Origin of the sequence: Aquimarina sp. Aq78 (assembly GCF_900299525.1) — a bacterium.
Lineage (GTDB): Bacteria > Bacteroidota > Bacteroidia > Flavobacteriales > Flavobacteriaceae > Aquimarina.
In genome coordinates, this window is record NZ_OMKA01000033.1 from 1 (window position 1) to 21,071 (window position 21,071).

A 21,071-nucleotide genomic window follows, 5' to 3' on the forward strand; every position below is an offset into this window, starting at 1 on the left:
GGTGAGATTCCATTAGAATTAGGTAACTTAACGAAGATAGAAGTTTTAAGTTTTACTAGAAATTTACTTACAGGAGTAATTCCAGCTTCTATTGGTCAGTTACCTAGTTTAACAAACTTAGGATTAGGTATAAATAAGTTTTCAGGAAGTATTCCCTCTGGACTATCGAGTTTGGCATCTTCGGATATTCTAAATTCATTAAGTTTTGAAAGTAATAGCTTTGTTTTTAGTGATTTTGAAGCAAATTTCACTACCTATAAAAGCAACTTAACTACATTTACTTACCTCACACAAGGTAAAGTAGATCAAACACAAACGTTATCCGTTATTAAAAATGGAAATATCACTTTAACCAGTACAGCATTAACCAGTACAAACAATAGCTATCAATGGTATAAAGATGGAGCAGCAATTACAGGAGCAACCAATAAAGATTTGGTTATCTCTAATGCTACAGATGCAGATGCTGGAGTATATCATTTTACAGCGAGTAATACTGTAATAACAGACTTAACATTAACTCGTAATTCAATAACTTTATCGATAAGCCCAGCTGAAGCATGTGGAGTTTCTGCTGCAGAACGGCAGGCATTAATTGATTTATACAATAGTACAAATGGAGCAAATTGGACCAATACAACAGCAAATAATAAACCTTGGTTGATTAATGATCCTACTTCTAAAGTGTGTGATTGGTATGGAGTTACTGTTGCTAATGATGAAGTAAGAGGTTTATCACTTACTAATAATAACTTAAATGGAAGTATACCTGCAAGCATTGGTAATATGCCAAATATATCATCATTATATTTGAATTTTAATAACTTATCAGGAAACATTCCGACAAATATTGGAACTTTATCTAAGTTAAGATATTTGTATTTAAACTCTAATCAATTAACAGGAAACATACCAGCAGAACTAGGTAATCTACCAGATTTACTTGATCTGATGCTCTATAGTAATAAGTTAACCGGGAGTATTCCTCCAGAATTAGGAAACTTATCAAGTTTAAGGGATTTGAATTTATTGCGAAACCGATTATCAGGTTCGATACCACCAGAACTAGGACAACTTTCTGCCAGTCTCTTTAGGATTAATATAGCAGAAAACTATAATTTGAGTGGTAAAATCCCATCTTCCTTGAAAAATTTATCAGGTTTAACAACTTTTAGATTTAATACGAATAAGTTTATTTTTTCGGATGTTGAAGCCGATTTTAATGACTTAAACGCAAAAGTGAATATATTTAATTATTCTCCTCAAGCCAAAGTAGATCAAACACAAACCTTATCGGTTATTAAAAACGGAAATATAACCTTAACCAGTACAGTATTAACCAGTACAAATAACAGTTATCAATGGTATAAAGATGGAGTTACTATTACAGGAGCAACGAACAAAGATTTGGTCATCTCTAATGCTACAGATGCAGATGCAGGAGTGTATCATTTTACAGCAACGAATAGTGTAATTACAAACTTAACATTAACTCGTAATCCAATAACCTTGTCAATAAGCCCGGTAGATGGTTGTGGAGTTTCTGCAGCAGAAAAACAAGCACTAGTTGATTTATACAATAGTACAAATGGAGCCAGTTGGAATACAAATACAAATTGGTTATCTGCTACAGTTCCGGTTTGTGATTGGTATGGTGTTACTGTAGTAGATGGTAAAGTTACTACGATAGAGTTGGTAAGTAATAATTTGGTTGGTGATATTCCAGTGGGAATAAAAGGATTAACAAACCTGATCAAGCTAAATCTGGAAACAAATCAACTTACAGGAACAATTCCTGTAGAGATAGGACAATTATTAAATCTGGAGTTTTTATCTCTAAATCAAAATGACTTGTATGAGGAGATTCCTACAGAATTACAATTATTAAGCAAGTTGAGATCTCTGTATTTAGGGCACAATAAATTAACAGGAACTATCCCTGTCTCTTTATCAAAACTTAGTAACCTTAGATATTTACACCTTCAGGGAAATAAACTATCAGGAGAAATTCCCTTAGCATTAGGAATTTTATCTAACCTTACCGATTTAAACCTTTATAGCAATGCTCTTACAGGAGAGATTCCAGTAGAATTAGGACAGTTGTTAAATCTAAAATCACTGCATTTAGATAATAACCAACTTTCCGGAAGTATTCCAGTGACTTTTGGAGAATTACTTAATTTGGTAGATTTAAATCTATATAACAATAATCTTACAGGTAGTATTCCTGAAGAGTTGGGGAATCTATCAAAATTACAATCTTTATACATCTATAATAATCAACTTTCAGGAGCTATTCCTGTTACACTTGGTCAATTATCAAATTTGAAAACATTAGATGTACACAGTAATGAACTTACAGGTGAGCTTCCTGATGCTATAAGTAAATTGTCAAACCTGGAATCTTTATGGATACATGATAATCAACTTTCAGGAAAAATACCTTCTACTTTAGTTACATTACCTAAACTCCAACTATTATATCTTAACGATAATCAATTTGTGTTTTCTGATCTTGAATCTGAGTTCAATGCATATAATTTGAGATTAGGATCAGGATTCAAATATTTTCCTCAAGGAAAAGTCGATTTGGAAGAAGAACAACCAGTTGTACTAGGTGATGAAATTATATTAGGAACAAAGGCACTTACCAGTAGTAATAATAGCTATCAATGGTTTAAGAATGGTGTTGCAATATCGGGAGCTACCAATAGTACATTTAAAATAACAACAGCAAAACAAAGTGATGCAGGAGTATATCATTTTGAAGCGACCAACTCTATTGTACATGACTTGACTTTAGAACGTAACCCTATTACATTAAAAGTTACGTCTGATGTGTGCTCAGTATCTGCTCGAGAAAAGCAAGCGCTTGTAGACTTCTATACACAAACCGGAGGAACAAGTTGGACCACAAAAACGAATTGGTTAACAGATACTCCAGTATGTAATTGGTACGGAGTAACTGTAGTAAACGGAAAGGTGACAGAACTAAAATTGGGGAATAACAATTTGGCAGGAAATTTATCAACTTCTTTAATAGAGTTGACTAATTTAAAACAACTTGATCTGTCAAGTAATCAATTAGAAGGAGGAATTCCTATTAAAATTATACAGTTAACAAACTTAGAGCAGATCATATTGTCTGATAATAATTTTATAGGGAATCTACCAAAAGAATTAGGGCAGCTGACACAATTAAAAAAGCTTCAGCTAAATAATAATCAATTTACTGGAAATATTCCTGCTGAGTATACTCAATTAACCAATTTAGAAGAGTTAGAAATAAGCAATAATCAACTTACCGGTAATATTCCTGTAGGATTTGATCAACTGGTTAGGTTTACAAAATTTGTAGTATTCGATAATCAATTTGTGTTCTCAGAAATAGAGCCTGCATTTATAGTTTTACAAACGAAACTAGGAGCTGGTTTTATCTATAGCCCACAAGCAAAAGTAGATCAGGAAGAAATAATATCTGCAGCAGTAGGAGAACCCATTACCTTAACCAGTATTGCTTTGACCAGTACAAATAATACGTATCAATGGTATAAAGACAATGTGGCAATTACCGGAGCAACAGATAAGAATTTTGTAATAGCTTCTGCTAGTGATGCAGATGCTGGAGTTTATCATTTTACATCAACAAATAGTGTAGTTACAGGATTGACATTAACACGTCATCAAATAAAATTAGAAGTAGGTACTGTTTCTTGTGAAATATCAGCAGCAGAACGTCAGGCTTTAATCGATATCTATAATACTACTAATGGAGCTAATTGGGCTAATACTTTGTCAAATAATAAGCCTTGGTTAATCAATGATCCTAATTCTAAAGTGTGTGATTGGTACGGTGTAAGAGTGATTAATGGAAAGGTAACCTCATTAAGGTTAGTAAACAATACCCTGGCAGGTAATATTCCTTCTTCTTTGTTTCAATTGGTTAGTCTGCAAGATGTTCAACTTTCAGATAATCAGCTTACAGGGATGATTCCTTTGGAATTACTAACCTTAACCAGGTTACAGATATTGAATTTAAGTAACAATCAGTTAGAAGGAGAAATTCCTGAAAATATTGGTCAATTATCAAATTTAGAGCACTTATTGTTATCAAACAATAGTCTTATAGGAGGTATACCAAAATCATTAGGGCAGATAACAAAACTAGAAGACCTTCAGTTAAACTCAAATCAACTTATAGGTAGTATTCCAGAAGAGTTAGGAGGGTTAAGTAATTTAAAATCAATAACAATATCTAATAATCAATTATCAGGCAACATTCCTGATACATTTACCCAATTAATTAAGCTGGAAGTATTTAAAATAGATAATAATCTATTTTCTGGTACTATTCCTGCCGGACTTGATCAGTTTGTCGGATTTAGAAACTTTTCTATTTTTGATAATAAATTTATATTCTCAGAAATAGAACCTACGTTTACTGCTCTACAAGCTAAACTAGGAGTAGGTTTTATTCATAACCCACAAGCTAAAGTTGATGAAACTGAGTCTAAAACTATAGTTGCTGGTTTACAAGTAACTTTAACATCTAATATACTTACCAGTACCAATAATAGCTATCAATGGTATAAAGATGGTGTAGCTATTCCGGGAGCTACCAATAAAGAATTAGTATTTAATGCTATTAGCGAAAGCGATGCGGGAGTTTATCATTTTGCAGCAACCAATAGTATCGTAACAGGACTAACAATAGAACGTAATTCGATTACAATATCAATAGCTCCAGCTGATTCTTGCGGAGTATCAGCAGTAGAAAAGCAAGGGCTTATAGATTTTTATAATACTACAAATGGAGTAGGATGGACCAACAACACAAATTGGTTATCTGATACAGTTCCAGTTTGTGATTGGTATGGAGTTACAGTTGTAGATGGAAAAGTAACAACTTTGTCATTGCCAAAAAATAATGTAACCGGAGAAGTTCCTACTTCGATTTCTCAGTTGACTAATCTTACTACATTACGACTAAATGATAATAAACTATCGGGTGATATCCCATCTGCTTTAGGGAAAGTATTAAGTTTAGAACACGTATACCTTTCCTGGAATCATTTAACAGGAGAAATCCCATCTGCTTTAGGAAAATTGAAAGGGTTAAAAACCTTGGAAGCAATGGGAAATCAACTTACAGGCGATATACCTGTAGAATTAGGTAATCTCACTAGTTTAGAGAGACTTAGTTTGTATCGTAATTTATTAACAGGAACAATTCCTGTTGAGCTAAGTAACTTGTTAAACTTGAGGTATCTTAGTTTAAGTGATAATCAATTATCAGGAAGTATTCCTGCATCATTAGGAAATCTTACTAAATTAGAAGAGCTTAGTTTATTTAGAAACCAACTTACAGAAAGTATTCCTGTTCAATTAGGACAATTAAGTAATTTAAAGCATCTCTATTTAAACCATAATCAACTTACCGGAAGTATACCGGTGGAGTTTGGAGCACTAAGCAACCTTCAGTTTTTATGGTTGAGTACTAATGAATTAACCAATAATATTCCTACAGAACTAGGAAATCTAAGAAAACTACAAGATTTTAAAGCAAATGATAATCAACTTTCAGGAAGTATACCTTCTGCTTTAGGAAATGTATCAAGTCTTAAATATCTAGAATTAGCAAGAAACCAATTATCAGGGCCAATCCCAGTTCAATTTGGACAATTGACCAATTTACAGCAATTGTACCTTAGTGATAATCAGCTTTCGGGAAGAGTACCTACAGCATTAAGCCAGTTAACTAGCTTAAAACATCTGATGATTGATTCGAACAGATTTGTTTTTTGGAATGTAGAACCAGAATTTAATACTTACGTAGCAAATCTTATTAGCTTTTTATATGTTCCTCAGGCAAAAGTAGATCTGGTAGAAAATCACACTATTTATATTGATAAATCAATAACCTTTACCAGTAACGCACTTACCAGTACCAATAATAGTTATCAATGGTATAAAAATAATATTGCGATACCAGGAGCAACCAATAAAGATTTAATTATAACCAATGCAACTACTGCTGATGCAGGAGTATACCATTTTACAGCTACGAATAGTGTTGTTACGGGATTAACTTTGGTACGTAATTCTATCACTCTTTCTGTACTTGTGCCTAATTGGGATTCGACCCAATCCTTTTGTAGCTCAGAGAAAATACCAACAGTAAGTGATTTAGTATCTCCGATTTCTAATACGCCAACAGTCACTTGGTATGAAACCCAAACAGGAGGAACAGCTTTAATTGGATCTACTGAATTAGAAGCTATAGTATATTGGGCAGAAGGAAATGCAAGTGACCCCAGAGTAGGAGTAAAAGTAAACCTAAATGAAGGTGCTCCAGGAATTGAAGAAGAAGATTATCAGGCATTTTCGATACTATCAAATTCAAAAATAAAAGATCTTATAATCACAGGAACAAATATCAACTGGTATAGTACATCTACAGGAGGAATGCCTCTGGATATTAATACTGTATTAGAGGATGGAAAATCATATTTTGCACAGCAAGGTACTGTTGGCTGTAGATTTGAAGTTGTTGTTGCTGTAAAAGTATTTGAACCAGAAGGAGATGGATGGCAATATTTCTGTAAATCAACGGGGCCGACTATAGCTGATCTTGGAGCTAGATATACCATTTTAAGTGGCCATACATTGATTTGGTACAAAACAGCTACCGGAACAGAAACATATGCTTCTACAGAAGGTTTGGTTGATAAAGGAATATACTATGCAGTTCAGCGAGATGCATTAAACAATGAAAGTACAAGAAAAAGGATTACCGTTTCTATTTTTGATGTTCCGGCACCGGTTGTTGCCAATAGAAATCAAATCTTTTATACAAGTGACCCTGTACATATTTCAGATTTGGTGGCTACAGGAAATAATATCCTATGGTATGATGCAGCTTTTGGAGGAACGGCATATAATCCCACTGAAAGACTTGTAGATGGAAGAACCTATTACGCAGCTCAAACGGATATAAACTGTACACCAGGAGATGTAGGTTGCTGTACAAGTACATTTAGAGAAGAAGTAATAGTAAGTATTAAAGAAGAGTTACCACCTTCATTGATCGGATGTGAACGATTTCGTCCACAACCAGGAGAACGTTATGTAATAAGTGCCTGGGTACGAGAAGATGGATTATTAGCAATTAACCCGGTAACCAGAAACTTTAGTGAAGTAAGCAATGTATTTACAGGTCTATTAAATCATATTGTAAAGGATATAATTTTAGCTCCGGTAATAGCAGATAGACATATCCCAGAAGTATATGTTCCAAAACCTGATACTCGCGAATTTGATGTACTAGTTCCTTTCATTAAAAATGTCGTAGATAAAAATTTAACCATATATGATTTTAAATATGTAAAAGAAAGACAGAATGGTGTCGGCCCAGAGAGAACGGTAGGATTTGAATTTTCATTGGTTCCGGGTAAAAAATATACACCTCAATTTAAATATAGAACACCAAATGTGAAAGGACATAGTTATCCTTATCCACTTCTAAATAACCCTACCCTGGCTTTAAACTTTACTGGAACTTCTGTATGTGGTACTAAATTTTGTATGACTTCTTCTTTTAAGATTGATGGAGGATCATTATCGTTTAACAGAAATAATATAGTAAATACTAGTGATAGAACATCAGGAGCGTTTTCTAGTATTACCACATATACGTACACTGTAGATCCAAATTATCAGGCAATGGAGTATGTAAATTCATTATTGCGATTACGATACCGAAATAAAGATGGAGTTGATATTATTCCTCAAAATAGAACAGATATCGAATTTAAACCAAAAGGAGAGATAGTAGATGGTTGGCAAAGAGTTTCAGCTGATTTCACAATCCCTATAGATGCTACAAATATGCAGATTCATTTAGAAAGCAATATTCAGGGTGATGGGGTAGAACAGCTAAACGTATATTTTGATGATGTGAGAATACATCCTTTTAAAGGTAATATGAAAACTTTTGTATATGATCCTATTACCCAAAGATTGAAATCAGAATTAGATGAAAACAATTATGCGACCTTTTATGAATATGATCAGGAAGGCGGTTTGATACGTGTCAAAAAAGAGACAGAAAGAGGTGTCTTTACCATTCAGGAAACACGTTCAGGAAACTCTAAACTTAATGGGCAGAAATAATGAAAAAAACATATAAATATATCGCTATTTTACTATGTTGTATAGGAAGTATACAGCAAAGTAATGCACAAAATACAAACGTAAAAAATCTCTTTAAAAAGGTAGCACAATCATACAATGATAAAAAGCAATATCAGATTGATGTGACCTATAATATGCATAGAGGATTAACAGGGAATACGATTACAGAATCTTACCAGGGAAAAATGGTTAAGAACAATGATTTTTCTCAAATGATGGTCTTAAACTCAGAAATCCTTCAATTTCCTGAGGGGCAATTAAATATTGATCATACTGCGAAAACAGCAATTTATGTAGATTCTAAAGGATCTTCTCCAAAAAACCAGCTATTAGATATTAGCAGTTTTCTAGATTTTTATGACGAAGTAAAAGTTACAGAAAAGAATGGAGTTTTGGTCTGTGAGATGGTATCCACCAAACCCGATATTCAGAATCAATACGGTAAAGTAATACTATATATTAATAAAGAGAAGTATTTGATAGAAAAACAGGAATTGTTCTTTTCTACATTAATACCATTCGTAGAAGGTAATACCAAAAAAATGGATTATGGGCGTTTAGTAGTTCATTTAAAACATAGAGAATTAGAGAGTTCTGCCGCACCTGTTCTCAAGGATTACATCAATGTTTTATCAAAACAGAATATCACATTAGCAGAACAATATAAAGGGTATCACTTAACCAATCAGGCACACTAAAAAGAAAATGTATTTATGAAGAATACGAACACATATCTTAAGTTTTTTATTTTATTCTTTGTTATAACTTTAGGGTATAGCCAAGATAGATCAGAATATAATCCATCAGAAATTAGTAGTGCAATTACTTCGAATACTGCACTAGTGTTTAGTCCAGACCTTGGATCATTAACTAATGCTACTACAGTTTCTGCGGCGACCAGTATAATTTTGAATGTAAATTCGGATCAAGCTCCGTATGGTTGGTTTCGATATGCAATACAACTGAATGTAACTCCTAGATTGGCTAACGGAAATTTTGATGATGCAAATACATATCAGGTAGAATTATCTGTTGAGCATAATGTGATTCCTGGAGCAGGAAATAGTGGAGTTGATGTAAGAAAACACGTCATAAAAGATAGGTATGGGGCTCGGATAGCTGTGCAACAAGGTACCTATGAAAATTTGGGAGCAGGTCTGGCTCCGGATATCAATGGGTATATTCCCGAAAATATACTATTAGCAGCACAGTTAGATATAGAAAACTATAAACAACTTTCAGATACAACACCTCTTCTTCAAGTAGTACGTGATAACGTAAGAAATGAATTGTCAGTAAAATGGTCTGTGATTGAAGGAGTAGATAATTATCAATTAGAGTGGACATGGGTAGATAGTTATGGGGATACTTTTGAAACAGCACTTACTTCTGACCTTATTAGGTTAACCACCAGAGATTTTGAACAAAATAGTACACGTATTCAAACCATAAATAACGAGTATAATATCCCGTTAATTTATAGCAAAGGGTATATTATTTATAGAGTAAGAGCTGTAGGTCGTTATCAAGAGAATGTATCCAAATATAAATATGGGAGATGGAGTAGTGGAGCCAATGAGAAAACAACTGTTGCAAGTTGGCCAGGTGTCTATCAAGTAACAGAAGATCATGAAAATGATAAAAACTGGCAGTTTCAGGCAAGTTATGCAGAAGAAGGCAAGAAAAAAGAAGTTGTAAGCTACTTTGATGGTACTTTACGTAATCGTCAGACCGTTACAAAGATCAATTCAGACGATAATACTATTATAGGCGAAGTGATTTATGACGCACAAGGTCGTCCTGCAGTAGAAGTATTACCAGTTCCTACAACACAAAAACAAATAGGGTACGTCAGAGATTTTAATCAGAGCACCTTACAACCGGGGACACCATATGATTATAAAGATTTTGACCTGAACAGTCAAAATATTTTGGATCAGTCGACTGCAGAAAAAGCAATGGCTACTGCAAATGGAGCAAGTAAATATTATTCAACAACCAATGATACTAATGGTGATTTTAGAGATCGAGTACCTGATGCAGAGGGACATCCATTCTCTCAGATTGAATATATGCCTGATAACACAGGACGTATCCGAAGAAAGAGTGGTGTAGGAGTTACTCATCAATTGGGTAGTGGTCAGGAAATGGAATATTATTATGGTACTCCGGAACAGAAAGAATTAAATCGCTTGTTTGGATATAGTGTTGGTCATAAAGCCCATTATAAAAAGAATATGGTGATCGACCCAAATGGGCAAGCCAGTATAAGTTATATTGATCCACAAGGTAGAACTATTGCTACTGCATTATCAGGATATACTCCGACGAACCTGATTGGAACCCCAGATGAAGTAGATGCCAGTGGGGTATTACATAAAGAGCTAAACGTTGATCTGTTAGGCAAGTTATCCAGAGATGCCAAAGACACTAATACAGATAATAATATCAAAACGGCTACTCAGGCTTATGGTGCATTAGGAGACGCTCTTGAATATGCAGGTACCAAGGTTTCTGCTTTTGAAGAAAACAGAACGTTTAACTATACAGTTACTAATGATCCATTTTTTGAATATGCCTGTACTACAACAAACAATGTACAATATCCTTTGGTATATGACCTGGTTATTGATGTATTGGATATAGATGCCAATTCTCTTATTTCAGGACAAAAAAAGCAAAAAATTGATTTAAGTAAGGGAACACCAGGAACGTTTGTGTTGCCAGAATTTGTATCACCAGTAAAGAGAGGAAGTTACAGTATTACCAAAAGTTTGGTAGTGAGTAGAGAAGCTTTAGAAGAATATGCAGATGCATATGTCAAAAAACTTCAGGATAAAAATGATGCATGTTATATCAGCCCCGAGGAGGTAACGAATTTACCAGTATTAAGTTTTGAAGGCTGTTTTGTGACTTGCAAAGAATGTGAGGATGCCCTAGTTGCAGATTATGGAGGAAGAGCTTCTTACATAACTACCCAGGTTGCCGATTATGACTATTCAAAATTGGATTATCTGTCTGCTACAGAATTAGCAAATGAGAAGATACGGTTAGGAGAAGTATTTGGTATCCAATGGGATGCTTTGGTAAGAGCTTGTAATGCACCATGTGCAGATGGTACCATTGACCCTACCGATACAACAGAGGATATCGTAGCCAATTCAATTAGTTGTGGTATAGCAGCATCAGCATTGCTTAATGATATGAAGCCATTGGGACAGTATGGAGCATATACAGCAAATATATATAATAACCAAAATTCAAATAATGCAGGATCATCCACTTCTGCAAATAATGCTAAACTCAACATTTTTAATGATGCAAATGAGTTGTATAGTGCCAAAACTTCTTCAGGAGCCTTTAATAGCTGGCGTAATCCTCGCCATGCCAAAAATGATTCTCCTCCTAGTGGTAGTGGGGTATATACAAATGGACACTATTATAATGAAGAAGGTACCATAAGTTATGCGAAAATAAAACAAACGATTACTATTACCACTAATGATGCAGGAGAGGTGCAAGAAGAGATAAGCTATGCTCCAACATTACAAGAAGGAGCAGTAATCATTGAAAAAGATGGCGATCCAGAATTTGTGTATGTAGAGCCGCAATACCTCGCCAATGTATCAGATTTTCTAAGTGATGATATCTGGCAGGAACAATGGGCAGAATCATTGATTGTATATCATCCCGAATACTGCTATCTCGAATATGCAAATGCCGTTTGCGAAGTCACAGCAACGGTTAGTGGAGCTAAAATGAATTCTGATGGATTTGATATGTATCTGCTATCTGTTAAAACATTTGCAGATGCAAAAACAGCAGGTTTACTAGGAACTTTAGAAACTTTGTCAAGTAGAGATCCTTATTTTTCGAGTGTTATCCCAAGGGTAGAAAACACAACCTCACAAGGAGCACGAAAGGATATTATTAGAGAATCTCTTACTCAGAATTATAATGGCAGTGATAAGAACGTAATGGAGTTTACTTTGGCAACTCTGGTATGTAACAGTATCTCGAGTTGTGATTTGGGATTAGGAACCAATCCTACAGCAGGAGCTATAGTGGCTAAAGTAGACACATTTACCGATGTTGCTAAAAAAGATCAGTTCTGGAATACGTATAAAGCTAATTATGCCACTGCTAAGCAAACGATCCAAAGCTTATTTGGAAATATTTATGCTATAAACAAAGGATGTTATAACGGCTGTATAGATACGCAAGCACCACCTACTACCTTACTTACGGTACTATCCAATTATAGTACTGCTGTAAACAACAAAGTAGAGGGGCTAATTACGGGTACTGCTAATGGATTGTGTAAAGATGTACATGTAGCACAATATGAGAAAAAAGAGAAACGCTTCAAGCCATCAGATAATCTATATAACTCAGGGGATAATCCCAGAGACATTTATGATGATATGGCTGGGTTTACTAATTATGAGTATTATGTAGCAACCGGTGTTTGTCCTAAGGCCAGGGATTTAGAGATGTACCTTACGTATTACTTTAAAGAATATAGCTCAGGAATCAGTACTAGCAATGCCTATTCGGGTGCATATCTAAGCCCGGCATTATTTACTGATTTAGGAGGAGAACACCCTACAGATGTAGCTATTACCGTAAAAAATGCGAAGACTAATGGGGATAGAACACTGCAGATTCGATTTAACCAAAATAACCTGGATGTTGGTGATATTCCGATTGAAGTAAGCTTACCGGCAGCATCGGTTTTTGGGAAGACATGGGGAAATTATGGAGCATCCAATTGGATGATTACCAATATCAAACAAATCTACCCTAGTTATGATGACACTGCCAAAGTATTTAAATATAGCCTGGTAGCCGAAGTACGTATAGGTACCGGTGCTACTGCCACTACACAGGAGATTATTTTGACAGGTACTACCCAGGCTCGAATTTCTAATTGTAGTATCACCGATGCCGATGGGATAGGAGAATATATAGGGGATGGTAGTGGTACAGATATCTCTGGATGTAATAATACCACACGTTTTGAAACTGCATTACGTAACCTGTTATATGAACTCGAAAAGAACAATACCATCAATAATGCCAGTGTATCTCTAAATGGTTTAGAATCCTATGCAGGAATGTATCTCGATACATTTTTTGGTGGAGGCACTGCTGTTTGGAAAGCAGGTCCCGTAGGAACCTATAGTATAGAAGTAGCTGGAGTAACCAAATTTACGATGGTACTGGAGAATGCATTAGATGCAGCAACAATAAAAATCATAACAGGAGCCAATGTAAACTATACCTATACAGATACGGGAGAGATTAAGGAACAGCAATTAAATATCACCTATCGCGAAGCCGATCATTTTCCTAAAGTGATAACCGCCAAACTCTATGAATCTTGTGATGTCGCAACTGGTAAATGTAGATTGATTAATCTGTTATGTTGTGGAGATATTAATGATTTGGTAGGCGATGATCTTACAGAAGTAGTTGCTTGTCCTAATCAAACCGATACAGAGAAGTTGTTTGAGAATTATATGTTACAAGTTCTAAATGATGGAATAACCAATGTAGCAGAGAATACTTCTTTTACTACTTATAGCTCTGCTATCATCAATGAATTTAAAACAGCAGCAAAACTTAAGGATCGTTTTAAAGCAGATGTAGCTTCATCGACAAATGCAAATGAAACTTTTGATATTTCGATTACTCAGATCAAACACACGTCTTCTAGTGCAGGAAAATTTGAAATTAGATTCTCTGGTAGCGAAGATGTGTTTGCTAAAGCAGCTATTATTGCAGTTGATTTTTCAACATTTGATGCTACATCTTCAGCAATTACAGAAATAGTATCGTTCGATATTCGTGAGTTTAAGGAGATAGGCGGTGGTGGATTAGAGCCTTCTACTCCAGTGGCTTTAGTTCGAATAACCTATAAAAATGAGTTAGGTATTGTACAAACCAGAGATGTAAGTCTTTCTATTAGATATAGAACTCCAGGTTTAGAATTAGAAGTATATAATAGAGATTTTTGCAAATTCTTTGAAGAACCTCCTGTAGATCCCATATGTGATTTTGTAGATGTTCAATTAGCAAACCGTGTCGGAGAAGAATTAAAAGTTTTAATGAATGCATTAATTGTAGATGGAGCAACTAGCACAAAATTGGGAGAACGCATTTCGTTAAAAGGGTTTTCAGCATATACTACATTTCTACAGGAATTTTTAACAAATCAAAGTTTATCGTTATGTGCTTCTTCTAGAAGTGATTGCACTGGAGTTGATTTTTCTAATTTGGATCATGTATTTTTTAGAGCATATAAGTTTGCTTCTTCTGCTCCTAATTCAATGGAACTTAATATTTCATATTCGGATATTTTTTACTTTACTTTTCAACTTAATTTTTCCGATACTTCTATAGAAATCACCAATTTGTCAACTATTAATAGTATTGAATATCTTGAAAGTTCAACCCGCTTCTATCCTGTATTCAAATTTGATATTACAATAGGTAGTTCAAGTTTTCCAGAAGTATATACAGGATTTAAAACGGAGACTACTAATATAGTACAAAGACCTAACGGGGTAATTGATATAAGATGCGGAATGATGGAGAAATATATTGGTAATCCTTTACAAGGTAATCAAGATTCTATAGATAATGAAGATGTAACTTCTTGTGATCCAAATAGTATTGAAGAAGAACAATTCGAGGAGTTATTAAAAAATCTTTTAAATGAGTATTATGCATCTAAAAGAGAAAATAGACCAATATCTAATACTTTTTTAGATGATATTTTTTATAATAATTTTAACCTTAATTCAAGGATTGATCAATCCATAGGACCAGAACTGGAAGCAATTGGGAAGTCTTATCCAAATAAATTTGATAGGTACTATATTCAAGTTATAAAAAATCTTTTAAGTAACATAGATAATGGAGAATCAATTGGCTATGATCATTTCAATATTTATCATTATATAACTAATGGTAGCCCTAATAATTTGTCATATAGTAATTCTCTAAATTTTCATTTGGAAGAAGATTTTACTGATGTAAATACTATTTTAGACATTAAGATATTAAGAAGTGAGATTCCAGATAATAGAAGAACATCAAATCCTGGTTTCTACAGCACTATTGATTTTGTTAATAATTCAGGCGAAACCATTAGGGGAAAAAATATTGGTCCTTTTTATTTTTATCATTCACAACCCGGACTTACATTAGGATATTCTTTATGTGATTTATTATCAAAAAATGTTCAACCAGATCCTCAGACAACAGCTTTAAGTCAAAAATCTTTAAGATCACCATCAATTCGTCAGGATACAACTCCATTAGAATTGGCAAATATTTTCTCTGGTCCTCTACTAAATGAATCAAATCAATCCTCTGCAAGATCCGCAGCCGTTATCGCAGACGAAACCATACCTTGTGGTCCTACCGTTTGTATCCCACCGGTGGTACCTCCTGTAAGTTGTACAGAAAAATATACAGCATATACAACGGTAATGAATCGTATCGCAGATAAAGAAGAAGGAGATGTAGTATCAGAAGAAGATTTTTGCAAAAACTCTTTACAATACCTGGTTGATGATTATAATTATTACCTCACCAAATTTGGAATTACCTCGACCTTAAATCTTCATTATATATCTATGGCTCGTTTTGGAGCTACAGAATTTAATTTTGGATATCCCGGTATGCGACAAGCGTACAAAGGTAAGCCAGCTATTATTGATTCTTATGTTGCATATGCCGATACAAAAACCTGGGCGGCCTTTACTACAGACTACCTTAATCAACCGGGGAACGAAGATATTTGTGTACCAAGAGCATTCCCGACAGATTTTAGTGATGTTATTATAGATGTACCAGACGATACAGATTGCGAGCAATTTGTAAAAAGTGTACGCGTAGCATATACCAGAGATGCTTACGAGAGTTTTATCACGATCAAACGAGAAGAATTTGTTAAAGGGTATATCAAAAAAGCAATCGATGATGCTGTAGAGACCTTTGATATGAAGTATTTTGATAAAGAATATCAATATACCTTATATTATTATGACCAATCAGGTAACCTGTTACAAACAGTTCCTCCAGAAGGTGTTGACCGTTTTACCAAGGCAGAATTATTGGCAACAAATACATCTGGTGTAACACTTAATGAACAAATCAACCAACATCGGGCAAATAACATAGCCACAGAGAGTGTAGGTCTGTTGCCAAATCATGAGTTGCTAACGCAATATCGTTACAATTCTCTTAACCAGCTGGTATGGCAAAAAACACCAGATGGTGGGATTACGCGCTTTGCTTATGATAAACTGGGTAGGATTATAGCTTCTCAGAATGCAAAACAACGTATTAATAATAGATTTAGCTATACTACCTATGATGAGTTGGGTAGAATCACCGAAGCAGGAGAATTAATACCTGATACTGCGATCAGTATTAACGATACTACGGGTAAATTGGTATATACTAGTGCGGGTAACGAAGTTCCTGCACGGATAGAAGATAACTATCCGGTTAATATAGCTGCAAATCGAGTAGAAGTAACCCGTACACGATATAATGATTTACAAATTGCAGCAACAGAGATTTTTGAGACGGTGCTGGATGCAGATAACTATGCAAGCACGACACGTAATCGAGTATCTGCAATTTATTACTATGATACCTTTGGCACTGCTACAATCGAACGGCAATATAACCATGCGATTTTCTATACCTATGATATCCACGGTAATGTAAAAGAACTGGTGCAGCATAATAAACAGATGGCACTTACACTGGACGATCCTACCTCGGGTATGAAACGTACCCAGTATGCCTATGACCTGATCAGTGGTAATGTGAATACAGTAACCTATCAAAAAGGAAAGATAGATCAGTTTATCCATAAGTATCAGTACGATGCAGATAATCGTATTGTTAATGTACAGACTTCTGATCAAGGGATGATCTGGGAACAGGATGCCAGTTATCAATACTTTGCACACGGTCCACTGGCCAGAACAGTACTTGGAGATAAGAAAGTACAGGGGATGGATTATGCATACACCTTACAAGGATGGCTAAAAGGAGTAAACTCAGAAAACCTAAGCCCGGATACCGATATGGGAGGTGATGGAGCCAATGGTGCTACCGTAGCCAAAGATGCTATGGGGTATTCGTTAAGTTACTATACCGGTGATTATAAATCTGTAGGTACTACCAATGCGACCTCATTTGCTTATAGCAATACATCAGGATTACAAAGCAGTAAAAACCTGTATAATGGTAATATCAAGCAGATGGTGACTAGCCTGATTGATAATAATGAGTCTATGCTCGCATCACAGATCAATCATTATGAGTATGACCAGCTTAACCGTATCAAAGCGATGCAAGGTAATAATGTGGTGGGTACCACAGCTAGCCCTACCTATAGTACCAGTTATAGTTATGACAATAATGGTAACTTAAAAACCTTACAGCGATCTACAGTAAACAGCCAGGGTACGGTAGTGAATATGGATGACCTTACTTATACTTATAAAACGGTTACTGATTCCGATACAGGATTACAAAAACGCTCTAACCAGTTAGGGCATGTAGATGATGCCATTGCAGGTAGCCAGTTTAATGACCTCGAAGATCAGAATGCTAATAACTATGAGTATGATGCCATAGGACAGCTAGTAGTTGATAAAAAAGAAGGAATTACCAATATCGAGTGGCGTGTAGATGGCAAAGTAAAACAGATCACCAAAAGTAATGGTACGATCATAAACTTTGCTTATGATGGTTTAGGAAATCGTGTTTCTAAAACAATACTTCCAGAAAATAAAAGAACCTTATACGTTCGAGACGTGCAAGGAAATACAATGGGAGTTTATGAAGGTAATTTTGTTAAAAGAACAATCGGAGGTTCAGGTTCAGAACTAGTAGACAAGGTCATAAAAGGGATAACGATAAGTGGTATTAGAGAAGATAAGGCACAATCGACATTAGTAGTAGGAGATGTTGTTGCTCCTGTAAATATTACCACCGGAGCACAGGTAACTCATGTAGCAGGAAAATCCATAACATTAGCACCTAATACCGAGATTACTCCAGGAGCAGATTATAGTGCACGTATAGAAGATATTATACCAGATGGAACAATAGTAGATACCTATCCAGAAGGAATATCGTTAACAGAACATCATATCTATGGTAGTAGTCGATTAGGATTAGAACAAAAAAACATTAAGGTCCCAGAAACCGAAATGGCAACTCCAGAGACATATACCAATACTGTAGGAGACAAGCGATATGAGTTAAGTAACCATTTAGGTAATGTAATGAGTGTAGTAAGCGACCGTAAGAATGCAGTTACAACAGGAAATTTAACTACCTTTACACCAGACGTTCTTACATTTAGTGATTACTATCCTTTTGGGATGTTGTTACCTAATAGACATGGAAACAGTGGTGACTATAGATATGGTTTCCAGGGACAGGAAATGGATAATGAAATCAAAGGGGAAGGGAATAGTGTAAACTACAAATATCGTATGCACGATCCAAGAGTTGGACGATTCTTTGCTGAAGATCCTTTAGGTAAAATGTTTCCTTGGAATTCTCCTTATGCTTTTAGTGAAAATAGAGTTATTGATGGAATTGAATTAGAAGGATTAGAAACTGTAATATTTAATTTACCGAATAAAACTGTTGGTGCAGGAGGTAATGCAGTTATAACAGGAATGACATCGGAGGAAGTAAAAGCCGTCTTTTTTGAAAATAGTTATAAGTATAATGATTCATGGTATGATCCAAATGCTTCAAAAGATGAGATTTGGGATGTTTTTCGAAACAATGATATAGGGACGATAATAAGCAAATATCCTAATATTGAAAGCTGGCGTAATAGCGAAAAATTACTTTTTGAAGGGCATGAGGGGACACTTATGGAAAAAGCCTATAATGTTGACAGGAAAATCTATAACTGGATTAAACCTGAAAGAACTAATGCTCTTGTAACTATTGAGAAAGAGCTTCCAAACACAGGAGGGTTTTTAGGTCTAAAAATACAGACAGGATATACAGGTACCTCGGGAAATAGTAGAATTAGAGTTTCTAAATATTTGTTAACTTTTAATTTATCAGGAGTTTCAACAGGAGTTTACGCTGGGATGGAATTTAAAGCATCCGCAGTAGAAGAAAGCTTAGAATTTGATTATGGCATATCTGGTAATTATAGATTTATTTATGGTAAAATAGGTAATCAAGGTCTAGATATCAATCTTGGAATTTCAAATAAACTTAATCCTAAAAAAATTGGTAGTATTCGCAATATAATATTAAGAAGAATTTTTAATAAAAAAACATTAGGAGGATGGGGAATTCCGAATCTTGATGCAGGATTTGAATTAGATATCTCAGGTTTCAAAAGTTATATAGAGAATGAAGATTGGGAAGGTTTATATAAAGCGTTAGAACCGCAGATTGAAGCTGGGATTGATGGTCTTTTGAAAGTGATTGAAAAGAAGGAAGGTAACGGAGGGTAATGATTAAAATAATTCTAGTAATAAGAATAAGTTTAATTTAGATAAAAGAATGTAGTTGAATAAAATAAATGACATATCAAAAGGTGTTTTTTTAAAGAAATATGTATTGTCGTGGTTATTACCAGGAGTGTTTTTTGTTATAAAAAATAAAATAGACAGTTCATTTTTAACTCAGGCATTATTTTTGCTATCAATTATACAAGGAATACTTTATTTAGGCTTAAAAAGAGTCTCATATGATAATGAAAAGATTTACTTTTCTAACAAAGTATATGGTTTTAATAAAATTGAAAATTTTTATGTATTTGATCAAAAGATTAGTTTGTTTTTTGTTTAAAAAATATCTGGAAGGTCAATTTTTGATAGATATGTTTGGTTTGAATTGATAGAAGATATAAGTGTTATTCCTAAATTAAAGAATGTTTTTAAACCTAAAACAGGTGTTAGTCAAGTAGAAAGTTTTATAAAATTATTAAATGAAAAAAGTAATATTCCAATTGAGAAAAAAATCAAATTTTAAATTCATTTTCTTGTTTTTTTTATTCTTTCTAAGTTGTTTTAAAGGAAACCCTAATGTTTTAGACGAGTACAGGTTATTGGGGTTTCAAGATGTGGATGAGATTGAACAGAAGTTTGTAAAACTTTTTTTAAAATCTTTTAAAAAAGATGAGAGTATTTTGAGAATTCCAATTTTCTCAATAAGTAATATAGAGAATATTAAAGATGAAAAAATTAAAAGTGATTTTTTAGAATTTAAAGACGCGATTTCTTCATTACCTAAAAAACTGGAGTTAATTCAAAGTAAAAAAGAAGAATTTCATGTTGTTAGATGGGAAGATTTTCAAATGAATAAAATTATTCAGATAGGGGGTATTGATTTATATACAGCTAAATTATATTTATTTAACAAAAAAAATAAAGTAGATTTAATTACTTTTAAAGTTATAAGAAAAAATAATATTATTGGAATAGCAGACATACGCGGTGAGATTGTTAATCATCCTATGGAATCTGGTCCTGTTTCTCGCTCTTCAAATAATAAATAAGCTACCCTTGATGGCGCGAGTATGCCTTGATTGCTAGTGCCAGTTTGCCCCTGCTGGCGCCCGAATGAGTGATCGCTAGTGCTCGACTCTGTCGGGTACCGTACCAGATTGGTAAGGGTAAATAAAATAAATATAAAAGCCCCCTGATGGCACAAGTATGCCCCCGCTAGCGCTCGTCTGTGACGGGTGCTGGTAAAGGTGTCTCGTCCTAAAAAAAGTTTACATATTTATACTTAATCCTAAAATAGATTTACATCTATATTTTAATCCTATTATTGTAAACCAATAATAGGATTTTTTATAT

4 protein-coding genes are annotated in these 21,071 nt (G+C 34.3%); all 4 read left to right on the forward strand.

What is annotated here, in order from left to right:
• Positions 1 to 8,172 (forward strand): leucine-rich repeat domain-containing protein (locus DG435_RS24995; RefSeq protein WP_108840683.1); only part of this gene is annotated, 8,172 nt, incomplete at its 5' end.
• Positions 8,172 to 8,891: a hypothetical protein gene (locus tag DG435_RS25000; RefSeq protein ID WP_106792838.1), complete on the forward strand. Its 720-nt coding sequence runs from the start codon at positions 8,172 to 8,174 to the stop codon at positions 8,889 to 8,891. The genes DG435_RS24995 and DG435_RS25000, both read left to right, overlap by 1 nt.
• Before the next feature lie 15 nt (positions 8,892 to 8,906).
• Entirely contained in the window at positions 8,907 to 19,721 is a 10,815-nt protein-coding gene (locus tag DG435_RS25005; protein ID WP_108840684.1) for an RHS repeat-associated core domain-containing protein, read from the forward strand.
• Positions 19,722 to 20,197: 476 nt separating this feature from the next.
• Positions 20,198 to 20,767, forward strand: coding sequence for a hypothetical protein (locus tag DG435_RS25015; protein WP_159025598.1), 570 nt, complete (start codon positions 20,198 to 20,200; stop codon positions 20,765 to 20,767).
• Positions 20,768 to 21,071 lie beyond the last annotated feature (304 nt).

Coding starts and splice junctions, on each gene's coding strand:
- DG435_RS25015 (WP_159025598.1), top strand. CDS start 20,198: ATGAAAAAAGTAATATTCCAATTGAGAAAAAAATCAAATTTTAAATTC.
- DG435_RS25005 (WP_108840684.1), top strand. CDS start 8,907: ATGAAGAATACGAACACATATCTTAAGTTTTTTATTTTATTCTTTGTT.
- DG435_RS25000 (WP_106792838.1), top strand. CDS start 8,172: ATGAAAAAAACATATAAATATATCGCTATTTTACTATGTTGTATAGGA.